The organism is Pseudoalteromonas apostichopi (genome assembly GCF_030297135.1).
Classification (GTDB): domain Bacteria; phylum Pseudomonadota; class Gammaproteobacteria; order Enterobacterales; family Alteromonadaceae; genus Pseudoalteromonas; species Pseudoalteromonas apostichopi.
Window position 1 is genome coordinate 1,514,941 of sequence record NZ_AP028065.1, and the last position, 23,508, is coordinate 1,538,448.

At 42.0% G+C, this 23,508-nt stretch carries 22 protein-coding genes; 8 read left to right on the forward strand and 14 right to left on the reverse strand.

All coding sequences use genetic code 11. The features are described from left to right. Positions 1 to 7 precede the first annotated feature (7 nt). Genes rpsS through rpsJ form a run of 6 tightly spaced genes read right to left on the reverse strand, consistent with a single transcriptional unit; the run spans position 8 to position 3,041 of the window. The gene (rpsS, locus tag QUE86_RS06820; RefSeq protein ID WP_010376377.1) at positions 8 to 286 is read right to left on the reverse strand and encodes a 30S ribosomal protein S19; all 279 of its coding nucleotides are present in this window, start codon (positions 284 to 286) and stop codon (positions 8 to 10) included. A 16-nt stretch (positions 287 to 302) separates the two neighbouring features. Continuing rightward, positions 303 to 1,127 (reverse strand): 50S ribosomal protein L2, encoded by an 825-nt coding sequence (rplB, locus tag QUE86_RS06825; protein ID WP_130050277.1) that lies wholly within the window; start codon positions 1,125 to 1,127, stop codon positions 303 to 305. A 17-nt stretch (positions 1,128 to 1,144) separates the two neighbouring features. After that, positions 1,145 to 1,447: a 50S ribosomal protein L23 gene (gene rplW, locus QUE86_RS06830; RefSeq protein ID WP_054552368.1), complete on the reverse strand. Its 303-nt coding sequence runs from the start codon at positions 1,445 to 1,447 to the stop codon at positions 1,145 to 1,147. Next, positions 1,444 to 2,049 (reverse strand): 50S ribosomal protein L4, encoded by a 606-nt coding sequence (rplD, locus tag QUE86_RS06835; protein WP_062568199.1) that lies wholly within the window; start codon positions 2,047 to 2,049, stop codon positions 1,444 to 1,446. The genes rplW and rplD overlap by 4 nt, the downstream gene beginning before the upstream one ends. Before the next feature lie 17 nt (positions 2,050 to 2,066). Then, positions 2,067 to 2,702, reverse strand: coding sequence for a 50S ribosomal protein L3 (gene rplC / locus QUE86_RS06840; protein WP_036974218.1), 636 nt, complete (start codon positions 2,700 to 2,702; stop codon positions 2,067 to 2,069). 27 nt (positions 2,703 to 2,729) lie between these two features. Continuing rightward, entirely contained in the window at positions 2,730 to 3,041 is a 312-nt protein-coding gene (gene rpsJ / locus QUE86_RS06845) for a 30S ribosomal protein S10 (RefSeq protein ID WP_002957900.1), read from the reverse strand. A gap of 431 nt (positions 3,042 to 3,472) precedes the next feature. On the opposite strand from rpsJ, the gene plsB reads away from it, so the two are divergent. Then, positions 3,473 to 5,923, forward strand: coding sequence for a glycerol-3-phosphate 1-O-acyltransferase PlsB (gene plsB, locus QUE86_RS06850; protein WP_167658234.1), 2,451 nt, complete (start codon positions 3,473 to 3,475; stop codon positions 5,921 to 5,923). On the opposite strand, the gene tesB is transcribed toward plsB, so the two are convergent. Beyond that, positions 5,920 to 6,777 carry an acyl-CoA thioesterase II gene (gene tesB / locus QUE86_RS06855; RefSeq protein WP_130050275.1) on the reverse strand — a complete coding sequence of 286 codons (858 nt, stop codon included), beginning with the start codon at positions 6,775 to 6,777 and terminating at the stop codon, positions 5,920 to 5,922. The genes plsB and tesB overlap by 4 nt on opposite strands. 79 nt (positions 6,778 to 6,856) lie before the next feature. On the opposite strand from tesB, the gene QUE86_RS06860 reads away from it, so the two are divergent. Both QUE86_RS06860 and QUE86_RS06865 read left to right on the forward strand, forming a co-directional pair. Beyond that, positions 6,857 to 7,315, forward strand: coding sequence for an EVE domain-containing protein (locus QUE86_RS06860; protein WP_130050274.1), 459 nt, complete (start codon positions 6,857 to 6,859; stop codon positions 7,313 to 7,315). 77 nt (positions 7,316 to 7,392) lie between these two features. Continuing rightward, positions 7,393 to 8,424, forward strand: a complete 1,032-nt coding sequence (locus QUE86_RS06865) for a cytosolic protein (RefSeq protein ID WP_239977045.1) — start codon at positions 7,393 to 7,395, stop codon at positions 8,422 to 8,424. A gap of 29 nt (positions 8,425 to 8,453) precedes the next feature. On the opposite strand, the gene QUE86_RS06870 is transcribed toward QUE86_RS06865, so the two are convergent. Continuing rightward, the gene (locus QUE86_RS06870; protein ID WP_130050272.1) at positions 8,454 to 8,666 is read right to left on the reverse strand and encodes a hypothetical protein; all 213 of its coding nucleotides are present in this window, start codon (positions 8,664 to 8,666) and stop codon (positions 8,454 to 8,456) included. A 163-nt stretch (positions 8,667 to 8,829) separates the two neighbouring features. After that, positions 8,830 to 9,894, reverse strand: a complete 1,065-nt coding sequence (locus QUE86_RS06875; protein ID WP_054563927.1) for a potassium channel family protein — start codon at positions 9,892 to 9,894, stop codon at positions 8,830 to 8,832. Positions 9,895 to 10,039: 145 nt separating this feature from the next. On the opposite strand from QUE86_RS06875, the gene QUE86_RS06880 reads away from it, so the two are divergent. Together QUE86_RS06880 and QUE86_RS06885 are read left to right on the forward strand one after the other, a co-directional pair. Next, a complete protein-coding gene (locus QUE86_RS06880) occupies positions 10,040 to 10,993 on the forward strand; it encodes a chemotaxis protein CheV (RefSeq protein WP_130050271.1) in 954 nt (317 codons plus the stop codon). Positions 10,994 to 11,107: 114 nt separating this feature from the next. Then, positions 11,108 to 12,421 (forward strand): short-chain fatty acid transporter, encoded by a 1,314-nt coding sequence (locus QUE86_RS06885; RefSeq protein ID WP_130050270.1) that lies wholly within the window; start codon positions 11,108 to 11,110, stop codon positions 12,419 to 12,421. Positions 12,422 to 12,475: 54 nt separating this feature from the next. Here QUE86_RS06885 and QUE86_RS06890 read toward each other — a convergent pair whose 3' ends face one another. Continuing rightward, positions 12,476 to 13,492, reverse strand: coding sequence for a metalloprotease (locus QUE86_RS06890; RefSeq protein ID WP_130050269.1), 1,017 nt, complete (start codon positions 13,490 to 13,492; stop codon positions 12,476 to 12,478). A 175-nt stretch (positions 13,493 to 13,667) separates the two neighbouring features. Here QUE86_RS06890 and QUE86_RS06895 point away from each other — a divergent pair, with 175 nt between their 5' ends. Then, complete coding sequence (locus QUE86_RS06895; RefSeq protein WP_130050268.1) at positions 13,668 to 14,888, forward strand: EAL domain-containing response regulator; 1,221 nt, start codon at positions 13,668 to 13,670, stop codon at positions 14,886 to 14,888. Here QUE86_RS06895 and QUE86_RS06900 read toward each other — a convergent pair. Continuing rightward, positions 14,885 to 15,949: a hemolysin family protein gene (locus tag QUE86_RS06900; protein WP_130050267.1), complete on the reverse strand. Its 1,065-nt coding sequence runs from the start codon at positions 15,947 to 15,949 to the stop codon at positions 14,885 to 14,887. The genes QUE86_RS06895 and QUE86_RS06900 overlap by 4 nt on opposite strands. 144 nt (positions 15,950 to 16,093) lie before the next feature. Between QUE86_RS06900 and QUE86_RS06905 the strand changes: the two genes are divergently transcribed. Together QUE86_RS06905 and QUE86_RS06910 are read left to right on the forward strand one after the other, a co-directional pair. After that, entirely contained in the window at positions 16,094 to 18,589 is a 2,496-nt protein-coding gene (locus QUE86_RS06905; RefSeq protein WP_286260082.1) for an alpha/beta hydrolase family protein, read from the forward strand. 165 nt (positions 18,590 to 18,754) lie between these two features. Then, positions 18,755 to 19,459 carry a response regulator transcription factor gene (locus QUE86_RS06910; RefSeq protein WP_167658309.1) on the forward strand — a complete coding sequence of 235 codons (705 nt, stop codon included), beginning with the start codon at positions 18,755 to 18,757 and terminating at the stop codon, positions 19,457 to 19,459. An 8-nt stretch (positions 19,460 to 19,467) separates the two neighbouring features. Here QUE86_RS06910 and QUE86_RS06915 read toward each other — a convergent pair whose 3' ends face one another. From QUE86_RS06915 to QUE86_RS06925, 3 genes are all read right to left on the reverse strand, one after another. Next, positions 19,468 to 20,979 carry a YifB family Mg chelatase-like AAA ATPase gene (locus QUE86_RS06915; protein WP_286260346.1) on the reverse strand — a complete coding sequence of 504 codons (1,512 nt, stop codon included), beginning with the start codon at positions 20,977 to 20,979 and terminating at the stop codon, positions 19,468 to 19,470. A gap of 39 nt (positions 20,980 to 21,018) precedes the next feature. Then, complete coding sequence (locus QUE86_RS06920) at positions 21,019 to 21,633, reverse strand: trimeric intracellular cation channel family protein (protein WP_054563935.1); 615 nt, start codon at positions 21,631 to 21,633, stop codon at positions 21,019 to 21,021. Between the two features lie 437 nt (positions 21,634 to 22,070). Beyond that, positions 22,071 to 23,486 (reverse strand): mannose-1-phosphate guanylyltransferase/mannose-6-phosphate isomerase, encoded by a 1,416-nt coding sequence (locus tag QUE86_RS06925; RefSeq protein WP_286260086.1) that lies wholly within the window; start codon positions 23,484 to 23,486, stop codon positions 22,071 to 22,073. Between the last annotated feature and the right edge of the window lie 22 nt (positions 23,487 to 23,508).

The window sequence follows — 23,508 nt, forward strand, 5'->3', positions numbered from 1 at the left end:
TCCCCTCTTAACGTTTCTTCGCTTTCTTATCCGCAGCGTGACCGCGGTAAGTGCGAGTTGGTGCAAATTCACCTAGTTTGTGACCGATCATTTCGTCTGTGATGAACACAGGAACGTGCTGACGACCATTATGGACAGCGATGGTCAATCCGATCATGTTAGGTATGATCATTGAACGACGGCTCCAAGTTTTAATTGGCTTCTTGTCACCGCTTTCCAACGCTTTCTCTACCTTCTTCAGCAAGTGTAGGTCAATAAAAGGACCTTTCTTGAGAGAACGTGGCATGGCTATTCCTCAACTATTATTTAGTACGACGACGTACGATAAATTTATCAGTACGCTTGTTCTTACGTGTCTTAGCACCTTTAGTCGGTTTACCCCATGGAGACACAGGATGACGACCACCAGATGTACGACCTTCACCACCACCGTGCGGGTGATCTACCGGGTTCATGGCAACACCACGAACTGTCGGACGGATACCACGCCAGCGATTTGCACCAGCTTTACCTAGTGAACGAAGCATATGCTCAGCATTACCTACTTCACCAAGTGTTGCGCGACAGTCAGATAGAACTTTACGAACTTCGCCAGAACGAAGACGTAGAGTTACGTATTGACCTTCACGAGCAAGGATTTGAACGTATGCACCAGCAGAACGTGCGATTTGCGCACCTTTACCTGGTTTTAATTCTACGTTGTGAACAGTCGAACCTACAGGCATGTTACGCATTGGTAACGTGTTACCAGCTTTGATTGGTGCATCAATACCAGATTGGATTGAATCACCAGCTTTTAAGCCTTTAGGTGCAATAATGTAACGACGCTCACCGTCTGCATATAATACAAGAGCGATGTTTGCGCTACGGTTTGGATCATACTCTAGACGCTCAACAACAGCTGGAATGCCATCTTTAGTGCGTTTAAAGTCGATTACACGGTAATGATGCTTATGACCACCACCGATGTGACGAACCGTGATACGACCTTTGTTATTACGACCACCAGACTTAGAGTTTTTCTCTAGTAGTGGTGCGTAAGGTTTACCCTTATGTAGATCTGGGTTAACCACTTTAACCAGGTGACGACGACCCGCAGAAGTTGGTTTACACTTTTGAAGTGCCATAATTCTAACTCCCCTTATTACTCGGCGCCGCCGACAAAGTCTAGCTCGCTACCTTCTTTAAGAGTAACGTAAGCTTTCTTCCAGTCTGAACGACGACCGAAACGCATGCCAGTACGTTTTGTTTTACCCTTAACGTTTAGTGTGCGAACACCAGTTACTTCTACTTCAAAAAGCTTTTCTGCTGCAGCTTTGATTTCAGCTTTAGTTGCATCAGAAGCTACTTTGAAAACAATCGTGTTGTTTTCTTCAGCAGCGATAGTGCTTTTTTCAGAGATGTGTGGAGCAAGGATCACTTTTAAAAGACGTTCTTCACGGATCATGCTAGCGCCTCCTCAAGTTGCTTAACAGCAGCAGCTGTAATAAGTACCTTATCGAAAGCGATTAGGCTTACAGGATCGATACCAGCTACATCACGCGTGTCAACCTTGTATAGGTTACGTGCCGATAAGAAAAGATTCTCATCTACTTCTTCAGTCACGATTAGAACATCTTTAAGCTCAAGTTCTTTAAGCTTAGCAACTAGTTCTTTAGTTTTTGGTGCTTCAAGACCAAACTGTTCAACAACGATTAAACGCTCTTGACGAACTAATTCAGATAAGATGCTTTTGATCGCACCGCGGTACATTTTACGGTTTACTTTTTGGCTGTGATCTTGTGGTTTAGCTGCGAAGCTAACGCCACCTGAACGCCAAATTGGGCTACGAATTGTACCAGCACGTGCACGGCCAGTACCTTTTTGAGACCATGGTTTTTTACCACCACCGCTTACTTCAGAACGTGTCTTCTGAGCACGAGTACCTTGACGAGCACCTGCTGCGTAAGCAACAACTACTTGGTGTACTAATGCTTCGTTAAACTCACGTCCAAAAGTAGCTTCAGAAACTTCAAGAGCGCCAGAAGCGTCTTTAATTGCTAATTCCATCACTAAATCTCCAGGACTTATGCTTTAACAGCTGGTTTAACGATAACGTCACCGCCGATAGCGCCAGGTACTGCACCTTTAACTAAAAGCAAGTTACGCTCAGCGTCAACGCGAACTAGTTCTAAGTTTTGAGTCGTTACACGCTCAGCACCCATGTGACCGGCCATTTTCTTACCTTTAAACACCTTACCAGGTGATTGGTTTTGACCGATTGAACCAGGAGCACGGTGAGATAGAGAGTTACCGTGAGTAGCGTCTTGCATGCTGAAGTTCCAGCGCTTAACACCACCTTGGAAACCTTTACCTTTAGAAGTACCGGTTACGTCAACTTTGTTGATTTCGTTGAATAATTCAACAGTAAGCTCAGCGCCTACTTCAAAATCGCCTTCACCACCATTTAGGCGGAATTCCCACAGACCGCGACCCGCTTCAACACCAGCTTTAGCGAAGTGACCCGCTGCTGCTTTGTTTACACGGCTTGCTTTTTTAGTGCCTGCGGTTACTTGAAGCGCGTTATAACCGTCAGTTGCTTCAGATTTGATCTGAGCAATACGGTTAGGAGTCGCTTCGATAACTGTCACAGGGATAGATACACCATCTTCAGTGAAGATACGTGTCATACCCACTTTACGACCGACTAGACCTAATGCCATTTTCCTAAAACCTCTCTAATCTTCCGATTAACCCAGGCTGATTTGAACATCAACACCAGCAGCAAGATCTAAACGCATAAGAGCGTCAACAGTCTTGTCAGTTGGTTCTACGATGTCGATCAGACGTTTATGGGTGCGGATTTCGTACTGATCACGCGCGTCTTTGTTAACGTGCGGTGAAGTTAGTACAGTAAAACGTTCAAAGCGTGTAGGTAGTGGGATTGGACCACGTACTTGTGCGCCAGTGCGTTTCGCAGTTTCCACGATTTCCGCCGTTGATTGGTCAATCAAACGGTGGTCAAAAGCTTTTAGGCGAATACGAATGCGTTGATTTGACATTCTTAAACCTCAATATAAAGAGCATTTAAAAAGAGCATAAAAAAACGACCGAAACATACTTATTAATTAAGACGTCGGCTGTTCTCTTATATCTACGTTGAATTCCAAATCGGAATTCCTGTTTATTAGCTTGAAATCCAAGCTTAATTTTTCCTTCCAAGTTCCCGAGGGAATTTTGAAAGCCTGCGTATTATAGATAGATTGGTGATAAATGCAACAACTATTTTTAAAATCCCAAAGGTCTAAATTAAACTTTGTTTATTTTTCGAACTTTATCAATAACATTAGCGTCTTTAAATTATACTTGGTTCGGTAAAGGAGCTAGAAAATCGCTTTTAAATGGTCAGTCCAGTTAATAATTGTTATTCTATGCTGCTTATTTTTGACCACACTCGGTCTATTTAATATCTACTAATAACTTTGGTGAGTTGATGCGTATCATTAATCGTTGTTTAAATTTCATTTCTGCCGGTATGAACCGCTTGTTTGTAAAAAGTAAGGTGCTACCAGAAAACCCGATTGAACAATACAATCTAAACCCAGCCAACCCGACCTTCTATATTGTTAGGCTTAATGCGCGTTCTGATTTAGCCGCACTCGCACGGGTATGTAAGAAATACGGTTTACCAGACCCAACCGAAGAACAGTTATTAGGTAATGCTGAACTTGATCGCTTTATTGGTATTCAAAACCCGCCACCGCTAATTGGTAACAAAAGCAAACCAAGCAATGCCCTGCAACAAGGCAAACAGATTATTGACCATCTGATGCAATCAGGTGAGAAAAACGTTCAAGTGATCCCAGTGACGATTTTATGGGGCAGAAACCCAGGAAAAGAAAAGCCAGGTTTGGGAACTTTGGTATCTCACTCATTAACACCTAGCTGGTTTCGTAAGTTCTTTGTGCTGCTATTCTCTGGGCGCGATAACTTTATTCGTTTTAGTCAGCCGCTCGACTTATCTTTATTAGTAAATGAAAAAGCCGATGTTGATGAGCTTCCGCATAAATTATTACGTGTAGCCCGTGTACACTTTCGCCGTCAAAAACTAGCAGCGACAGGCCCGAAGATGCCATCGCGTGAGCAGCTTTTTAATTCGCTACTTGCATCACCAACAATTAAAAAAGCAATTCAAATAGAAGCGAAAGAAAAGAACATCAGCCAAGAGCAAGCTCGCCAAAATGCCCTTAAATTACTTGATGAGATTGCCGCCAATTACAGCGATGCAACTATTCGTGTTGCAGACCGTATTTTAACTTGGCTTTGGAATAAACTTTATAACGGTATTGATATTAAGTTTTCTGAACAAGTGCATGAGCTTACAGATAAAGGTCACGAGATTATTTATATGCCATGTCACCGCTCGCATATGGATTACTTATTGCTGACCTACTCTATTTACCATTTAGGCTTGGTTCCGCCGCATATCGCCGCAGGTATCAACTTAAACTTCTTCCCGGCAGGTGGTATTTTCCGTCGTAGTGGTGCTTTCTTTATTCGCCGCTCATTCGCGGGCAATAAATTGTATTCATCTGTATTTAAAGAGTATCTGAGCCAGTTATTTATCAAAGGCTATTCAGTAAAGTTTTACACTGAGGGTGGCCGTAGCCGCACTGGTCGCTTGTTACCCCCAAAAACAGGCATGCTCGCCATGACGTTGCAAGCCATGCTACGTGGCATTGATCGCCCTATTTCGATTGTTCCTGTATACATTGGTTATGAGCACGTAATGGAAATTAATACCTACTTAAAAGAGCTTGCTGGTAACGATAAGAAAGGTGAGTCGGTATTAGGTATCTTTAAAGCGATAAAAAACCTAAAAAACTATGGCCGTGGTTACCTAAACTTTGGCGACCCTATTTCGATTAATCAATACCTAAATGATCAACAACCTGATTGGCGTGAATCTATTCACCCAACTGATGTTCAGAAACCACAATGGCTTGGACCGCAGGTCGCCGAACTTGCTGATAAGGTAATGGTTAATATTAATAGTGCTGCTGCACTAAATGCAGTGAATCTACTTGCCATGATTTTATTAGTTAATGATAAACATGCATTGAGTAGACCTAAGCTGATTGCTCAACTTGAGTTTTATCTTCATTTACAACGTAGCGCCAGTTACAGTGAAAAGGTGACCACACCAGACGAAAGCGCAGAACAGCTACTAGAGCATGCACTCAAACTTAATAAGTTTGATGTTATCAGTGATGAATTTGGCGAAATTATCGCTATCAACGATAAAGAAAAAACACTGTTTAACTACTACCGAAATAACGTATTGCACTTATTTGCAGTTCCAAGCTTATTGGCGCTGCATTTATTCAAGGCACACAAAACGACCTTAGCAGAGTGCCAAGCCTTAATTGCGCGTTTTTACCCGCTGTTTGCCAAAGAGTGGTTCCTACATGAGTTAGATGAAAACTACATTACTCGGGTTCTAGCAAGCTTCGTTGATCAAGATCTCATTGAAATTGATGGCGATAACATCAAGATCACCAACAGCAACGACTGTTTAGCAAAACTCGAAATGCTAGGTCGTGCCTTAAACCTAACGCTACAGCGTTACGCTATCGTGGTTGGCTTTATTCAAACTAGCAGTGGTATTGAGCGTGAAGAACTTGAACACGAAAGCCAAGTGTTAGCAGAGCGCTTAGGCACCTTGCATGGCATTAAAACCCCAGAGTTCTTTGATAAAAAAGTGCTTATTGGTTTTATTTCAAGCTTACGTGAGCAAAAGCTAATTACCGAAACAGAGCAAGGCTTAACGGGCAGCAATGAGCTGTGTGAAGTGTATTTATATCTTAAAGCATTGCTGCCAGCACGGGTCTGGCAGTCAATTGATGATATAGTGCAAAGCCAAGCTCAGCATTCAGAAAATTAACGCTGGCGCATGACCCCTTCTTGGATCGTTGAGGCAACCAAATTGCCTTGACGGTCAAAGAACTGACCTCGTACCAAACCACGACCAGAACTCGCACTTGGGCTATCAACCGAATATAAAATCCAATCATCCAGTCTAAAAGGACGGTGGAACCACATTGCATGGTCAATCGTCGCAACCTGCATATTCGGCTGCATAAACGATACACCGTGTGGCTGTAATGCGGTTGGTAAAAATTCAAAATCAGACGCGTACGCAAGTAAGTAATTATGAATACGCTGGTCATCAGGCATCTCACCATTTGCTTTAAACCAAATATGCTTAACTGGCTCCATAACTTGTGGTTTGAACGGGTTATGGAAAGTCACAGGACGCATTTCAATCGGTACTTCACGGATGAACTTATTACGAATTGGTTCAGGAATAAGCTCTGCATTTGCTTGGTAAAATTCAAGAGATGATTTTAATTCTTCAGGCTGAGGTACATCAGGCATCTGCGCTTGATGTGATAAGCCCTCTTCTTCACCTTGAAATGAGGCGGTCATGTAAAAAATCGGCTTACCGTATTGAATTGCTTTTACACGGCGAGTACTAAAGCTTTTACCATCACGAATATTCTCGACATCATAGACAATCGGCTTTGCAGCATCACCTGGGCGCAAAAAGTAAGAGTGTAAAGAGTGAACAATACGCCCTTGTGGTAATGTTTCTTTTGCAGCAGATAGGGCTTGCCCCATTACTTGACCACCGAATACAGCTCTAAATCCTAAATCTTGGCTTTGCCCGCGATACAAGCCTTGCTCAATCTCTTCTAACGACATTAATGACAGTAGGTCATCTAATACTTGGCTCATTTATTTATCCTCAATCCCGACAAGCGTTTAATGATACTATAGACTAATTGGAAGTAAATCTTTGTAAGAGCACCTAATTATGGCTTATTGGCTTTTTAAAACCGAACCCGATGCATTTTCAATTGATGATCTAAAAAACGCACCTGAGCAAACCTCTATGTGGGATGGCGTGCGTAATTATCAAGCCCGCAACTTTCTTCGCGATGGTATCAAGCAAGGTGACTTGGTAATGATTTATCATTCAAGTTGTAAACAGGTGGGTGTTGCAGGTATCGCTACGGTGACTCGCGAAGCTTATGCCGACCCAACACAGTTTGATTTAAATAGCGATTACTACGATGCCAAAGCAACCGCTGATAACCCGCGCTGGTTTGTGGTCGATGTGAAATATCAATCACACCTTAAAAAGCTAGTTAGCCTGCAAGCAATTAAAGCCAATGAGTCAATTACCGAAATAGCCCTTAAAAAAGGCGGACGACTGTCAGTAATGCCGGTAACCGAACATGATTGGCAACAGATCATAGCAATGAGCTATTAAAGTAGCGACCATTTTTAATGAGCTGCTATTTTTGCTATAATTTCGCCCCTTTATTTTAGAGGTACTAAGGGGGATGTATGAAATTACTGTATTGGTTAGAGGAATGGACCAGTCTCCCCCGCGATGAGCAACAAAGCCTTATGCCTATGACTGGCGGTGACTTGCTCGGCGATGTTTATGTAAAATACCATATCATTGATGCCAATAAGCCCCTGCTAATTACCTTCTCTCCTGCTGGAACAAATTATCAAGAACATGATATCACTGATGATTTTTCGCCTTGGGCTTATAAGCTCGCGAAAAAGCAAGATGTGAATATTATCGCCTTTCAACATTTAGGCATTAGTAACTGGTTTAGACACCGTAATCTGTTGTTTTTCATTGAGCAGCTAGCACCACTGATTAGTGGGTTTAAAGAACGGTTAGGTTATGGCTTGAGTCGAGGAGGCTTTGCCGTTGGTGCATTTGCCAATCTATTAAAGCTTGATAAAGTTTTACTCTTTCACCCTGTTAGCACAAAAAACAAAGAAAAAGCGCCATGGGATGATCGTTCAAGCACCGAAATCGCGCAAAAATTCGATTGGAACGGTGACTACCACGATTTAGATTTAGGCCATGCAAAGGGTTATATTATTTACGATCCAACGAATCGCATCGACCGCGCTCATGCTAAACGTTACCCACAACTAACCCACTTACGCGTGTTTGGTATGGGCCATAGTGTTCATGCAACATATTTAAATAAGTTTGGCTTTTATAAAGATGTTGCTGTTGATTTTATTAGCCACCAGCAAGTTGATATAGCCCAGTTCCGCCAACAAACAAAAACCCTGCGCTTTAAAGAAGACTATTATCGTCGTCTAAATAAAGCAAACAAGAGTTCGCCACATCGTTTAGCCTTACTAAGCACCGCGCATACAATTTTAGCAGAAGAAAAAGCTGAGCATATGCAAGAACAAAAGGATGCGATTGATGTGCAACCGCTGATTGATGTTGCAATCAAACATCAAGATGAACACCCAAACGATGCTATTAAGGTATTAGAAGTAGCGCAGCAACTCTCACCGGATGACCCTGTGATAGATCATAAACTAAAACAGTTGAAGTGATACAGCAGCTTGAAGCCTTAAGGCGTAAGTTAACCCTTGGGTTTTACTTTGCGGTGTTTTTTGACCCGTCCGTGTTTGGGGATAATTGTTAAGTACATCACTAAAGCTAACCACGAAAAGAAGATGATACCTATTAACCAAGCATTCTTTTCGTGGCCCTGAGTGCGTTTACTATTGAGCACAATGACCACAGGTAAGATGTAGGCACTCAATACAATAATTAAAAACGCAACTTCACTCATAAATACCAATTCGCTTAATTAAGTGGTCCATTTTGAGGCAATAAAACCTTGTTGATAGCAAGGCAAAAATTTTGTTATTTAGTTGTTCTAAATGAGGAATTTTTAACGCAGTTAGCAACAGGTTTAATCCCTCAAAATGATTAAGTATTATTGCGGATTGGTACTATACCAACGCTGACCAATCAACTTCGTCGCTCAAAACACGCTCCGCAGCAATATAATGCAAAATATCTCCCTCACTTACTACATAATCAAGTGGCGGGTTTAAGTCCATATTTTTTGCACTCAAGTTATGTGCGACACCCAGTAGTATAGCATCGTGACTATATTTAAAGTGATGAAACAGCTTGCCAAATTCCATTGCTTGCACGCCTTTTGGAATTGGTAAACTAAATTGAGTATCCCCGTGTAGTGTCGATAACAACTCTTCTTGCACGCGGCTTGAACCTGGGTCTTGCATTGAACGCACTAATATCTCTGCTGATTTAGCACTGCTACATTCTACATTGTGGCAATGCTCATGTAGCATTTCGATTTTAGTTTCATCAGTAAAGTGCGCACTGATGTGGCACTGTTCATTGACCAACTTGCTAATACGCAGGGCTGTTGTAAACGTTTGGTCATCATCTTGGCCATCAATTATAATTTTGTCGGCGCGATCAATGGCGATTCTTTTCAACTCATCTAAGTCAGTAAAGCTACTTAGCCGAGCAAAATCAACCATCGGATTTGCTAAAAATGGATGTTCCATTTGCTCTGTGACCGCCAATAGAATACGACGATCTAAACGTTTATGATCGGCCAAGATATAGTCAACCATCTTCTTAGTCCGTGTATCGTGCCAACCAAAGATAATTATGTGATTGTTTATATGTGCGAAGCTTTTATCACCCGTCATAGCGCGCCTAATTAAATAAGTTACTGTTTGCCCTGTTTTTCCTAACAGAACGCCAAATAATGCTAAACCAAAAGGTATTTGTAGTAATGCGACAATCCAACGGCCAAGCTCTGTGCTAGCGCTAAAGTCGCCATAGCCAACTGTTGATGTTGTTACTACATAATAATAAAAATAAGTACTGAGTGGTGTGAGCGCTTGCTCTCCTGCAAGCATAAGTAGCCACCAAATAAGTAGCATATGCAAAAGCGTAGTAAATACCACAGCCTGCCAACTTACTTGATCTATATGACTGCGAATAAGTACCACTAAACGATTAAATATATGATGCATAATCCTTGCGATTTATAGTGGAGGAAATTATCGATACGGTACTGTAATGCTTGCTCTTTGGCAACTGATGGAAAATTCCTAATGCATGTCGATGAAAAATAATAGTAGACTATACTATCTCTGTATTAGGTATTTAGGGTGAAATATGTCAGGTGTTCTTGCTTCTGTTGATAAGCGTACGCAACTGGTCGGTGAAAACCGCTTAGAGCTTTTGCTATTTTACCTACACAGTCGCCACTTATTCGCACTCAATGTGTTCAAAGTGAAAGAAGTGGTCAAGTTACCGCAAATTAGTAAAATTCCCCATGCGCATCCTAAAGTGTCTGGGGTCGTAAATATTCGCGGCGAATCCATTCCGGTGATTGATTTACGCAAAGCGATAAACATGCCAGAAGCTAAACACATCGAAGATACAAACCTCGTTATCACTGAGTACAATCGCACCGTGCAAGGCTTTTTAATTGGTAAAGTTGATCAAATTGTCAATATGACATGGTCAGATATCATGCCGCCGCCAACTGCTATTGGTAAAAATCACTACCTAACTGCCTTAACGAAATTGAAACGTGATGACCAAGAGCAGTTGGTTGAAATTATTGATGTAGAAAAAGTGCTCGCCGAAATCGTTGAGTACGAAGTCCAAATATCTGAAGATATTCTTGATAAAAGCATCGTGAACGAATTTGCAGGCCGCAAAATTCTTCATGCCGATGATTCACCTACAGCACGTAAGCAAGTAAGCGATACATTATCGCAACTTGGTATCGAAATCATACCTGCTCGTAACGGACTTGAAGCTCTTGAGATGTTAAAAGGCTGGGCTGATCAAGGCAAAGATGTTGAGAAAGAATTACTTATGGTGATCACCGATGCTGAAATGCCAGCAATGGATGGCTATCGTTTAACACACGAAATTCGTAACGACAGCCGAATGAAGAACTTACATATCGTTCTTAATACATCCCTAAGCGGAAGCTTTAACCAAGCTTTAGTTGAGAAGGTTGGCTGTAATGCCTTTTTATCCAAGTTCCAGCCAATACTATTAGTAGAAGAAGTTCAAGCTCGCTTAAAAGCCGTGCTAGAGCAAGACTCACAGTAATCGCTATAGCATCTGTTTTTAAACGCATCAGCTAAAGCAACGGCGTCGCAATTTGCCAATTATCGTTATTCATGATTTATTGGCATTATCGATTCGACGACAACAATAAAAACTATGCTAAATCGCGTTGCTAAACCATTCACTAAACTAGTTGAGCGTTATCTACCCGACCCGTTCGTATTTGTTATTTTACTCACCTTACTGAGCTTCATCGTTGCAAGTCTCTTTACTCCGTCAACGCCCACGCAGGTACTCGCGGCTTGGGGAGGTGGGTTTTGGAACCTATTACAATTTGCCATGCAAATGCTGCTGGTGCTGCTAACGGGCTACATGCTAGCGAGTACCCCTGTTATGCGCAGCATACTCAACAAACTTGCAACTCTCGCCAACAGCCCTGCCAAAGCGATCATACTCGTTACGCTCGTGTCTTTATTGGCTAGCTGGCTAAATTGGGGCTTTGGTTTAGTGATTGGCGCTTTGTTCGCCAAAGCAATTGCGAAACAAACCCGCGTTGATTACCGTTTACTAGTTGCCAGTGCTTATTCTGGTTTTATTGTTTGGCATGGCGGCTTAGCCGGCTCAGTACCGCTGACTATCGCAACCGATGGTCACTTTTCACAGCAAAGCATTGGCATAATAGGCACCGAGAACACGATCTTTTCAGCATTCAATATCGCCATCGTTGTGGGCTTATTTATTATTATGCCGCTGGTAAATCGCTATATGTTGCCAAGCGAAAAAGACAGCGTTTATGTTGACCTAGCAAAGCTTGAAGATGAATCACAACAAATAGCGACGCCTACCCGCCCTGCCGAAGTCATCGAGCACAGTCGCTTGCTTGGTATGGGGGTAGGTGCCGTTGGTCTTGCCTATTTATTCTATTATTTTGTGCTAAACGGTGGCGGCTTAAACTTAAATAGCGTGATCGCTATTTTCTTATTCAGTGCAATTTTACTGCATCAAACACCACATAATTTACTAAGCAGCTTACAACAAGCAATCCCCAGCGGCGCTGGTATTGTCATTCAATTTCCATTTTATGCTGGGATCATGGCGATTATGGTAAAAACGGGACTCGCTCAACAAATCTCTGAAGGGTTTATTGCCATTGCAACCGCCGAGACGCTGCCATTTTGGAGCTTTGTAAGTGCAGGGTTTGTGAATATATTTGTGCCATCAGGCGGCGGCCAGTGGGCAGTGCAAGCGCCGATTGTCATTCCAGCCGCACAAACACTTGGCGCTGATATGCCACGAGTTGCTATGGCGGTTGCATGGGGCGATGCCTGGACCAACCTAATTCAACCGTTCTGGGCACTCCCTGTGCTTGCTATTGCCGGCTTAAAAGCAAAAGACATCATGGGCTTTTGCCTTGTACAGCTGATCATCACCGGCGTGTTTATATCTTTGATGCTGAGCTTTTATCCTTAACTCAAAATTAGGAAGTGAAAAAACACTTCCTAATATTTAATATTGCAATGCTTATTAACTTGCTAAAATCTTCATTGGTAAGCTTAGGATTGCGCTTTCTGAATCGGCAAAGTGCATCATCACTGCCACATGACCTGCAACAACCAGTGCGTACATTACCGCTGAGAAGCCTTGCCCATAAGTATCAAGAGGGATGAGGTGTGAGTAGTGACGTCCGCGCCACTCAAAGATAATCTCAAGTGCCCCTACAAATAAGAAGAACACAAGTAGCATCAAACCAAAGGTGTAGCTTAGCCATAAGCCAAATAACACACCTAATAAACACACACTTAGACCTATCCATGAACGCATCGAAAAACTAATACTTTTAAGTACATGGCCGCCATCTAAGGGCAGAATAGGTAACAAGTTGAATAGGTTTAACAGTGCACTGAGTACCGCCACACCAGCGAATATTTCCATTTCAGTGGCGTAGTAAAGCACGACTCCCAGTACTGAGGTAATTAAGCCAAAAGCGGGCCCCATGAGTGAGATCACCACATCTTGCCATCGCGTGGTAATTTTATCATCGGAAACAGCCAAACCACCAACAAAGGGAATAAGGTAAATACCTTTAGTTTTAATGCCAAAATATTTCATAGCACGCACATGACCATATTCATGTACAACCAAGCAAGCAATTAACATTAAGGCAAATTCAATGGAAAATAACCAAGCGTAGCCTGCCACCGAAGCACCCGCTAAAGCTGCTTTCACTACTTTTGCACTTTTGAATAATTTAAAACCCAGTGCCAGCAAACCTATAATGCCGCGTTTTGGTTCAGCTTCTTGTAACTCAGGTAAAGCAAGTTGGCTCACCTGCTGCTGGTTAACAAAAATTGCTAAGCTTTTTTCGTGCACTTTACTGGTATCAAGACCAATACGCTGCCCCTGAAAATCAAACTCATAAAGTTCGAGCTCTGGGTTATCGAAGGCAATTGCTTGTTGTTGATGAAAAAGCTGAATTAACTGTGAGCCATTTAAATGCAAAATAAAGGTTTCGTCTGCGAGACTCAGCTGAAGTCTGACCATAGTTCTTATATATACGAATAAAAAGTGCGGCCATTATACTTAGGCCTTGCAAAATTACTAATTTCCTTTAGGGACAAGGTTGTGTATTTTTTACGCTATAAAACAGGTAAAAAACATGACTAAATACCTTTTATCTACTACTTTTAACTTTAGCGTTCTTGTTCATGGAGTGAATATGGTGAAGTCAAATAGACACATTCTCGTAGTAGATGACTCTAAAGCCATCTTGATTGTTATGCATGCCATTTTAAATGAGCTTGAGGTTCCGCATATAACAACTTGTCTAAGTGCCGAAGAAGCATTAGAAAAGGTGAAAAAAGCCCCTCACTTTTTTGATGCTATTTTTACTGATCTCAACATGCCAGACATGGATGGTATGGAGCTTATTCGTCATTTAGGCTCTATGAAGTACCATGGAGCAATTGCTATTATTTCGGAAATGGATCCTAAAGTTATTGACCTTGCTGCTGATCTGGCACGTAAGCATAACGCCCACTTAATTGGTAATGTCACTAAACCGGTACAGCTAAATCAGGTTTATTTACTACTGCAAAAACTTGAGCACTTTGCTATTCATGTTGAGCGCACCAAAACCCCTATTTCTGAGTCACTGTTACTACACGCTATCAGCCATAATGAAATTATTCCGTTTTATCAGCCTAAGATTAATCGCCATGATAATCGGGTCGAAAGTATTGAGGTACTTGCCCGTATAAATACTAGCCAAGAAGAGGAAATAATCTTACCGGATCGTTTCATTTGCATAGCTGAAGACCTAGATTTAATAAACCTCATCACATTTCAATTATTTGAAAAGGCGACTAACGACTTTGCAGAAATCAAAGAGCAGTTTGATCCTAACTTAAAATTGGCGTTTAACTTATCACCCTCACAGCTCGAGGACTTAAGTTGCCCAGATAAACTCGCTTTAATACTTCACCTTAACAATTTAACACCAAGTGAAGTAATTTTAGAAATTACCGAACAGTATGCGCTCCGTAGTACTGCTCAACTTGAAACACTCAACCGCCTGAGAATGCGCGGTTTTGGTATTTCACTTGATGACTTTGGCACAGGATTTACTAATGTTCAGCAGCTAAAAACGCTGCCATTTACCGAAATAAAGATCGATCGCACCCTGATTAGCAATATTGAAACCGACCAGTTTTCACAAGTGATTGTTAGTAGTTTGGTGAATATAGCAATTCAAGAAGACCTTGCCATTGTTGCTGAAGGCATTGAGCGTGTGGAAGAGCTTGAGTACCTTGACCGCTACAAAGAGTTTATTTTAATGCAGGGCTTTTTACTGTGCCGCCCGAAGGCCAAAGAAGATTTTTTAAATTGGTCACTCTCATGGCGGCAAATGGTAAAGACGGCAGCAGGACACCGCCGTTAAGGATTACGCTTATCGTCACTAACGATGGTATTACTCGATGCTAAACGTTGTCGCCAGCGCTGTTTGGCGACTTTTTGCATATTAGCTGATTGATCATGCTCATCAACAATTTCAAGTCCCATTAATGCTTCAATTAAATCTTCAAGAGTAACAATGCCTTGTACATCACCGTACTCATCTACCACTAAACAAATGTGAGTACGCTCTGACAGTAAAGTCTCGAGTAATGTAGGCACATGCAAGGTTTCTGGTACCGTGTAAATAGGCTTAACGAGCTTACTAATTTTATAGTCTTCACCTAAGCGATGATAAGCCAGCATGATGTCATTTTTATGCACGAAGCCAATAATATCGTCACCATTTTTGTCATACACCAATACCCTTGAAAACGAAGACGAACCATGTTCCGACAAGTATTGGTTTACAGTTAAATCTTTATGCACTTTAAAAAGCACCGTACGTGGCGTCATTAAGGTATCGAGTTTGGCATGACGAAAATGCAGCAGGCTGCGAATGATTTCAGATTCATCTTGCCCAAGCGCTCCTGACTCAGAGCCAATATCAGCCATTGCTTCAATCTCTTGGCGGATGTAATAAGCTTCATCGTAATTACGCCCCAAAAAGCGCGTTAAGATATCTGCAAACCACACAAAAGGTTTTAAAATAAATACCAACCAAATGAGGCTCACACTAACAATGGGGGTTAATCCTCGCCAATAATTAGCGCCTAATGTTTTAGGAATAATTTCAGAAAGCACCAGTACTAATAACGTCATAATTGCGGAGGCAACGCCAACTGCTGCATCTGAAAACACCACTGCAGCTTGTGCGCCAACGCCAGCGGCGCCTGCCGTGTGCGCTATGGTATTTAACGTCAGTATTGCTGCTAAAGGTTGGTCTATATTATCTTTAAGCTTACCAACACGTTTTGCCAGTTGCGGTTGTTGCTTTCTGAGCATGGCAACATAACTTGGTGTAATACTTAACAGTACCGCCTCCATCACTGAGCACAAAAACGAAACCGCAATGGCAACAAACATATAAACAAGTAACAATGTCACTGTAAGCCCTCTTAAAAAGTTAACCTGCTCACCATAGCAATTGAAAACCACAAGCTCAAACCCGACTGCAATCTAACGCAGAGCACTTTTTGGGTAATTTGCAGCGTGCTATATTGGTTTAAATTACCTTCAACAGGCGAAACTATGACACTTTCAACTACTTGGCTAAGCCAATCAGCCAAGCTAAAAACAACATTTAGTGCATTAGCGCTATGTGCATTAAGCAATACTGCAATGGCCGCTGCCATTGATAAATCAGCGGTGCAATTTATTGGTCCTCTTGGCGAAGATATGCAACTTAAGCCATATCAAACGGACCATCGTGATGCCATTATTGCCAACCTATTACCTAGCTTACAGAAAAGCAGCAATAGCATTCGTGTATTTGGTAATGAGCTTGACTGGCAATCATTCGACAAAATTAGTGCGCTAACACTTGGTGGTTTACAAGCCCTTAAATTTACCGCCTCAACTGAGCGCTTTAGCCAAGGCTCATTAACGCTTAAAGGCATTGAAAACGCACAGCTATTTATTGATGGTGAAAAGCAAACAGAAAAGAATAAAAGCTATGAGCTAGCTTTAAGCCAAGGCGATCATCAGTTTGTTATCATTACTGAACAAGTTGCCAACTGGAATGAGGTTGAGCTTGATTTTACAGCTAAGTCTGAACTAGATGCTGTGCAATTTAGCGCTAAACAACAACACGGTTTGTCTGCTAAGCAATTATTCGATGCGCCAACGGTAAGTTATATTTCAATGGCGCCAAATGGCGATTACTTCATTACTAGCCAACGTCATTACGAAGATGCAACCGCTAATCAAGCGCAATATGTTACTGAGCTTAAAGACGCCAAAAACAACACCCTTTATCGTTTTGAGTCAGACCAACCGAGTAACATTACTTGGAGCCCAGATAGTAAAACTTTAGTGTATCTATTAAATGGCGAGCTTAAACGTTTAAACCTAAAAACCATGCAACTTAACGTGATTGCTAAAAACCTTGCTGGTGCAAATGGTTTTCAGTTTTTTGATAACAACAGCTTAATTTTTAGTTGGTCAAAATCTCCAACAGATAATGGTAAGCTCACTAAACATTATCAAGGCCTGCAAGACCGTTGGTCTTATGCTCGTACTACATCGCAAGTATATTTACTCGATATCGCTACAGGTCTAAGCAAAATCTTAAGCCAAGGCCCGCTTAGCCATTCACTTGAAGATTTTGATGCTAAAAACGGCCACGTTTTAATGAGCCGCTCAGCACAAGCAATGCAGCTATCACCACAACCCGCAACTGAACTTGTTGAGTTAGACCTAACTACATCGGCCCTCACAGTACTTGGTCAATACAATACCTTTAATCAGGCTAAATATACTGATGACGGTATTTATGTCACTGCCGGCCCTGATTTTAATAATGGCTTAGGTCGTAATCTTCCTGAAGGAATGCTTGCTAATAACTATGACGGTCAACTTTATCTACTGAGCCGTGACGGTAAAAAAGCCAGCGCTCTAAGTAAAGAGTTTAACCCAGCTATCGGCCAGTTAAATGTGCTTGATAATGGTGATGCACTAATTAAAGTTACCGAGCGAGACACTGCGCAGCTTTATCAATTCGACTTGAGTAAAAAACGTTTTAATAAAGTGAATACGGGCTTTGATGTTGTTGAGCAAGTTAGCTACTCACACGAACGCACCCCGCGCATCTTGGTTACCGGCACCACAGCGTCAACACCTCAGCAGTTAAAACAACTACACTTAGGTAAGAATCGCGCTAAAGTATTGTGGGACTCTAAGCCAATTGGCTATGAAGATACTCAAGTAGCCTCACTGGAAGAGTTTAACTTTACTAATAAAGATGGCATTGAAATTAAAGGCCGTGTTTATCTGCCCCATGATTTAGATAGCAATAAACAATACCCTGCACTGGTTTATTACTATGGCGGTACATCGCCTGTAACACGTGGTTTTACGGGTCGTTACCCATTTAACTTATGGGCTGAGCATGGCTATGTTGTTTACGTTGTACAACCTACTGGCGCAACAGGTTTTGGCCAAGAGTTTTCAGCTAAACACGTAAACGCATGGGGTGAGTACACAGCCAACGACATCATTGACGGCACAAAAGCCTTTTTAGATAAATATAGCTTCGTAGATAGTAAACGTGTGGGTAATCTAGGTGCATCTTACGGTGGCTTTATGACCATGTTATTAGCAACCAAAACGGATATGTTCAGTGCATCGATTGCCCATGCGGGGATTTCAAATATCACCTCGTATTGGGGCCAAGGTTGGTGGGGTTACTTATACTCAGCTGAGGCATCTAAAAATAGCTACCCTTGGAACAATCCTACACTTTATAGCCAACATAGCCCTGTGTTTCATGCTGATAAAGTAACAACGCCGTTATTACTACTTCACGGTGACTCAGATACCAATGTACCTGTTGGTGAAAGTCACAATATGTACACGGCATTAAAATTATTGGGTAAGGATGTTGAGCTGATTGAGTACAAGGGTGCTGATCACCAAATATTTGCTCGCGATAAGCGCTTTGATTGGTGGAATACGATGTTGGCTTATTTTGATAAAAACTTAAAAGATCAGCCACAATGGTGGCAATATCTTTATCCTGAAAAGTAGTTTAGTTATTTAACTGGGCACTCGTTGAGTGCTCAGCTTTCCCTCTATTTAAAAAACGCTAAGCCATTAAATTGTAAGAAATAGTTACAAACTTCGCCATGACACTTCTCAGCCTTTGCCATACAGTGCTAACATAACAACAAATCAAGTGTGAAATTAAAGCGAATGACTATTCAAGTTTTATTGGTTGAAGACGACGAATTACTCGTTAAACGCATTCTTAATCATTTTAAAGAAACTGAGTTTAATATTGAGGTAGATTCAACGGGTGCAGATGCACTAAGCATTGTGCAATCACGAGCTTCGTCTAAAGAAGCAATTTCTTTAGCCGTTATCGACATTGTGTTACCAAAACGCGATGGGCTTTTGCTTGCCAAAGAGCTTAATGCACTCACGGATATTGGTGTTATTGTGCTGTCTAGTCGTGACTCGCAAGCTGACCGTATTGCCGGACTTGCACAAGGTGCCGATGACTACATTTGCAAGCCAGTTGACTTACTAGAACTTGAACTAAGAATGCGCGCCCTTTTTAAACGTATAAAAGGCTCACATCATGATGATGAAAGTGAAGAATTTATAGAATATTCCGACTTTAAACTGCACCCAGATAACCGCACATTGATCACTCCTAATGGTGAAGAGTCTCGTCTTACAGAGGCAGAGCACAAGGTACTTATTTGTCTTATCGCAAATGCTGGTAAGGCCACATCACGTGAAAAAATTTCCGAAGAAATTGGTCAACCTGACTGGAGCCCAAGCGATCGTACCGTTGATGTACTTATTGGCCGCTTACGTAAAAAGTTAAGCGATGAAAAAGACCAAAAACGTATCGTTACCGTTCGCGGCAAAGGCTACATGCTGTCTATTTAACAAGCTTGCTAATACTGCGTTAGTTGGCTAATTAACCGTTCAAAGGCGCGATAATTCAGCGCCTCTTTTAATTCGTTTAAGGTAATTGAAGGCTGCGCTTTTAAGTCGCTAATGGTACGCGCAACTTTAATAACACGATGATATGAGCGCGGTGAAAGTGCCAGTTTTTCACTGGCTTTTGCTAAAAACTGCAGCTCAGCAGCTGCCAACTCACAATGAATGCTCATTTCTTTATTATTCAAGCGCACATTCACTTTACCTTGTCGGTTAAGTTGAATTGCATAAGCTCTTTCGACTCTGGCTCTTACTTGTTCACTGCTTTGTTCTACTTGCGTGCTCTGTAATTGGCTACTGGTAAGTCGCGGCAGCTCAATTTGTAAATCAATCCTATCGATAAATGGCCCAGACACCCGAGATAAGTACCGCAGAACTTGATCTGGTGTTGCACGTTTATCGGTATGACTTCCTGTTGGGCTAGGATTTAATGCTGCGATTAGCTGGAATTGCGATGGAAACTCCATTTGCCGTGCTGCTCGCGATATAGTCACCACGCCTGTTTCCATTGGTTCGCGCAATGAGTCGAGCACTTTTCTTTCGAATTCGGGCAGTTCATCTAAAAACAGTACGCCATTATGAGCAAGGGAGATTTCACCCGGCTTAGGGTTCGAAGAACCACCGACTAGGGCAACTGCAGAGCAAGTATGATGAGGGTTTCTGAAGGGGCGTTCACGCCAATTAGATAAATCAACCGATTGACCAATAATAGAATATAACGCGGCAGTACTAATTGCTTCATCATCGGACATAGTTGGCATAATCGTTGGCATGCGCTGGGCAAGCATTGATTTACCAGTACCTGGAGGACCAAGAAACAGCAAATTATGGCCACCAGCGGCAGCAATTTCGAGCACTCTTTTTGCGCCAGGCTGGCCTTTCACATCGCTTAAATCGAGTAGTGAATCACGCTGCGACTGCTGTTCTGGATAGCTAATATTAAGTGGTAAAGGTTGCTGATTTAATAAGTCATTCCAGACATCTTGTAAGGAGTAAACGGCTTTTCGAGAAACGCCCGACACTAGGCTTGCGAGGTTATCGTTTTCCGCGGGTAAGAAACAACAGCGGCCCAGCTCTTTTGCTCCCAATACCGATGGCAAAATAGCATTAACCCCTCTTACTTCACCATTTAAAGCCAACTCTCCGTAAAACTCATATCGATGTATATCAGGGCAGTTTATTTGCCCAGAGGCGACTAAAATACCCACAGCAATAGCCAGATCAAAACGACCACCCTCTTTAGGTAAATCGGCAGGCGCAAGGTTGACGGTTATACGTTGGTCAGGAAAACCAAACTGTGAGTTTTCGAGAGCGCTACGCACTCTGTCTTTCGACTCTTTGACTGATGCCTCTGGTAAGCCAACGATATGAAAAGCTGGCAAGCCATTTCCTAGGTGTACTTCAACAATAACTTCAGGGGCTTGCACACCTACTTGTGCACGTGAAAATATTCTAGCTAAAGACACAATCCATGATGTCCCTATCATTAATCCTTAATACTAAGCTTAGTCGGGATATTTAAAAACGTGAAGTGTAAGTTGCCACTTCATTGCCGCTAAACGAAGCGATAAGGTCATTAGCATTGCTAAAATCATGGCTACTTCGGTTACTAAACCAAGCGAGATACTTAATGTATAAACGATGCCACCAGCAATACAAGCAATAGCATAGAGCTCACCTTTTAACAGCATCGGCATATTTCCAGCAAGCACATCACGGATAACGCCACCAAAACAGGCTGTTATTACACCCATAATAATCGCCGTAGTGTCTGGCATACCTGCAAGCATGGCTTTTTGTGTGCCCATCACCGCAAAAAATGCCAAACCAAATGCATCTGCAACTTGCAGCGCATTAAGTGAAATCGAGCGCTGCTTATTGATTAAACGAGTGGTGACAAATACAGACAATAAAATAGCCCAAAAGTAGCTTTGATCATGCAGCCAAAATACAGGAACATCTAAAATAACGTCGCGTACTGTACCACCGCCAATAGCAGTGACTGTGGCTAACACAACAACCCCAAAGCCATCCATTTTTTTGTTGTACGCCAGTAGCGTTCCTGAGACAGCAAACACGGCTACGCCGAATAAATCAAACCAATGGTAAAGTTCAGTCATGTTTGTAACTAAAGAGTATTGTTAGTGTCGTTGTAACATAAACTTTTCAACCTTTTAAGCAAAGTTGTAATAAAAATAGGCTCTGAAAATTGATCATTATGTAATGCTAGCAGCTTAACGCCAGTATTTAAGTACCAATAAATAACTGCGATTCGTTATCGAGTGCCGAAGAATAGATACTGTGGATACAGTAAACTCATAACCATCAAACGGTTTAAACCTGCCTGTGATTAAAACCACATGAGGCCTTGAAGAACTTGCAGAATATCAAAAATGACACTTTGCGATAGACCATCATCAATATTGAAAATTTGAGATGCAGGCCAAGCTGAAGGTAAAAACATATGCGGTAAAAAGATATACTCCAATTCACGATAGCCACGCTACCTCTATCAAAAAGCAACTCTCTCGATCTGCTTAAAACTTATAGCTTTCAGCTAGCCTCTCCCATACCTATCATCAAATCGCTCGATATCGCATTCATCAAGTATTGCACCAGTTTGCACTTCAATAACGATCAGTGGCGTGCTTTGTTGATTAGCAAGACTATGCAATTGCTTAGCCGCAATATAACAAGATTGATCGGCTGTTAATTCAAATTCTTCATCGCCAACTCGTACACTTGCGACACCAGATACTACAACCCAATGCTCTGCACGATGCTGATGGCGTTGAGTTGAGAGCTTTGCGCCACTGTTGACGATTATTTTCTTTACCTTAAAACCAGTACTTTCAATTAAAGTTCGATAGTTTCCCCAAGGTCTAAATACGGCTTGATGGTGAGTCAATTTATCACTATCAACTACAGCAAGCTGTTTAAGTAAATCAGGAAGCTTATCGAGCGAGCTTTTGTCTGCCACTAAGGTGGCATCATGAGTATGTATAATTGCTTTATTACTGACGCCGAGCGCCGCAATGGTGTGCTCTGCTTCACTTATAAGTAGATTATTTTCACTATCTAAACTCACCCCTTGCGAGCCCAGATAGTTACCATGATGGTCTTTTTCAGCGATTCTCGATAATGCTGAAAAGCCGCCAACATCACTCCAAGTTAAATCAACAGGAATAACTGCAACGTTAGCACTACGCTCCAAAATAGCATAATCAATAGAATCACTTGGACATGCTGTGAGTGCATCCGCAACAGGCCTTTGAAACCCTAAGTCTTCAGTAAAGCTAGCCGCTTTTGCGACACTTTGTGCAATCTTTGGCGCAAAGCGATTAAGCTCGTTTAAATACACTTCTGGCAGAAATAAGAACATGCCGCTATTCCAGCCATACTCACCACTGGCAAGGTATTTTTTAGCTAATTGCAGGGCTGGTTTTTCTTTGAATTCAGCCACCTTAAAGCAGCCCTCCAGGGCTAACTGCTCACCTTGGCGAATATAACCATAGCCGGTATGTGGCTCAGTAGGTGTAATTGCAAAAGTCACTAATTGTTGTTGCTGACAAAGCGCTATAGCCTTATTTAAGCATGCAATAAGCTTATCAAAATCACTTATGTGGTGATCAGCTGGCATCACCAATAAGGGATCGGTTAGGCCATTTTGCAATGCAAATTCAGCTGCTAACGCAATCGCTGGCGCGGTATTTTTACCTTCAGGCTCGAGCAGTAACGTATAGCTATCTGTGATTTCTGCAATTTGCGCTTTAGCGATAAAACGATGCTCTTCATTGCATACTAAAATTGGGGCATTAAATCGTGAGTCAGCCACTCGTAAAAGCGTGCTCTGTAATAGTGACTTTTCGCTAAGTAAAGATAAAAACTGCTTAGGCATCGCTTTACGCGACAAAGGCCATAAACGAGAACCTATGCCACCAGCAAGAATAACGGGGGTGATTTTGCGACTCATGATTGCTTATAGTAAATAATCC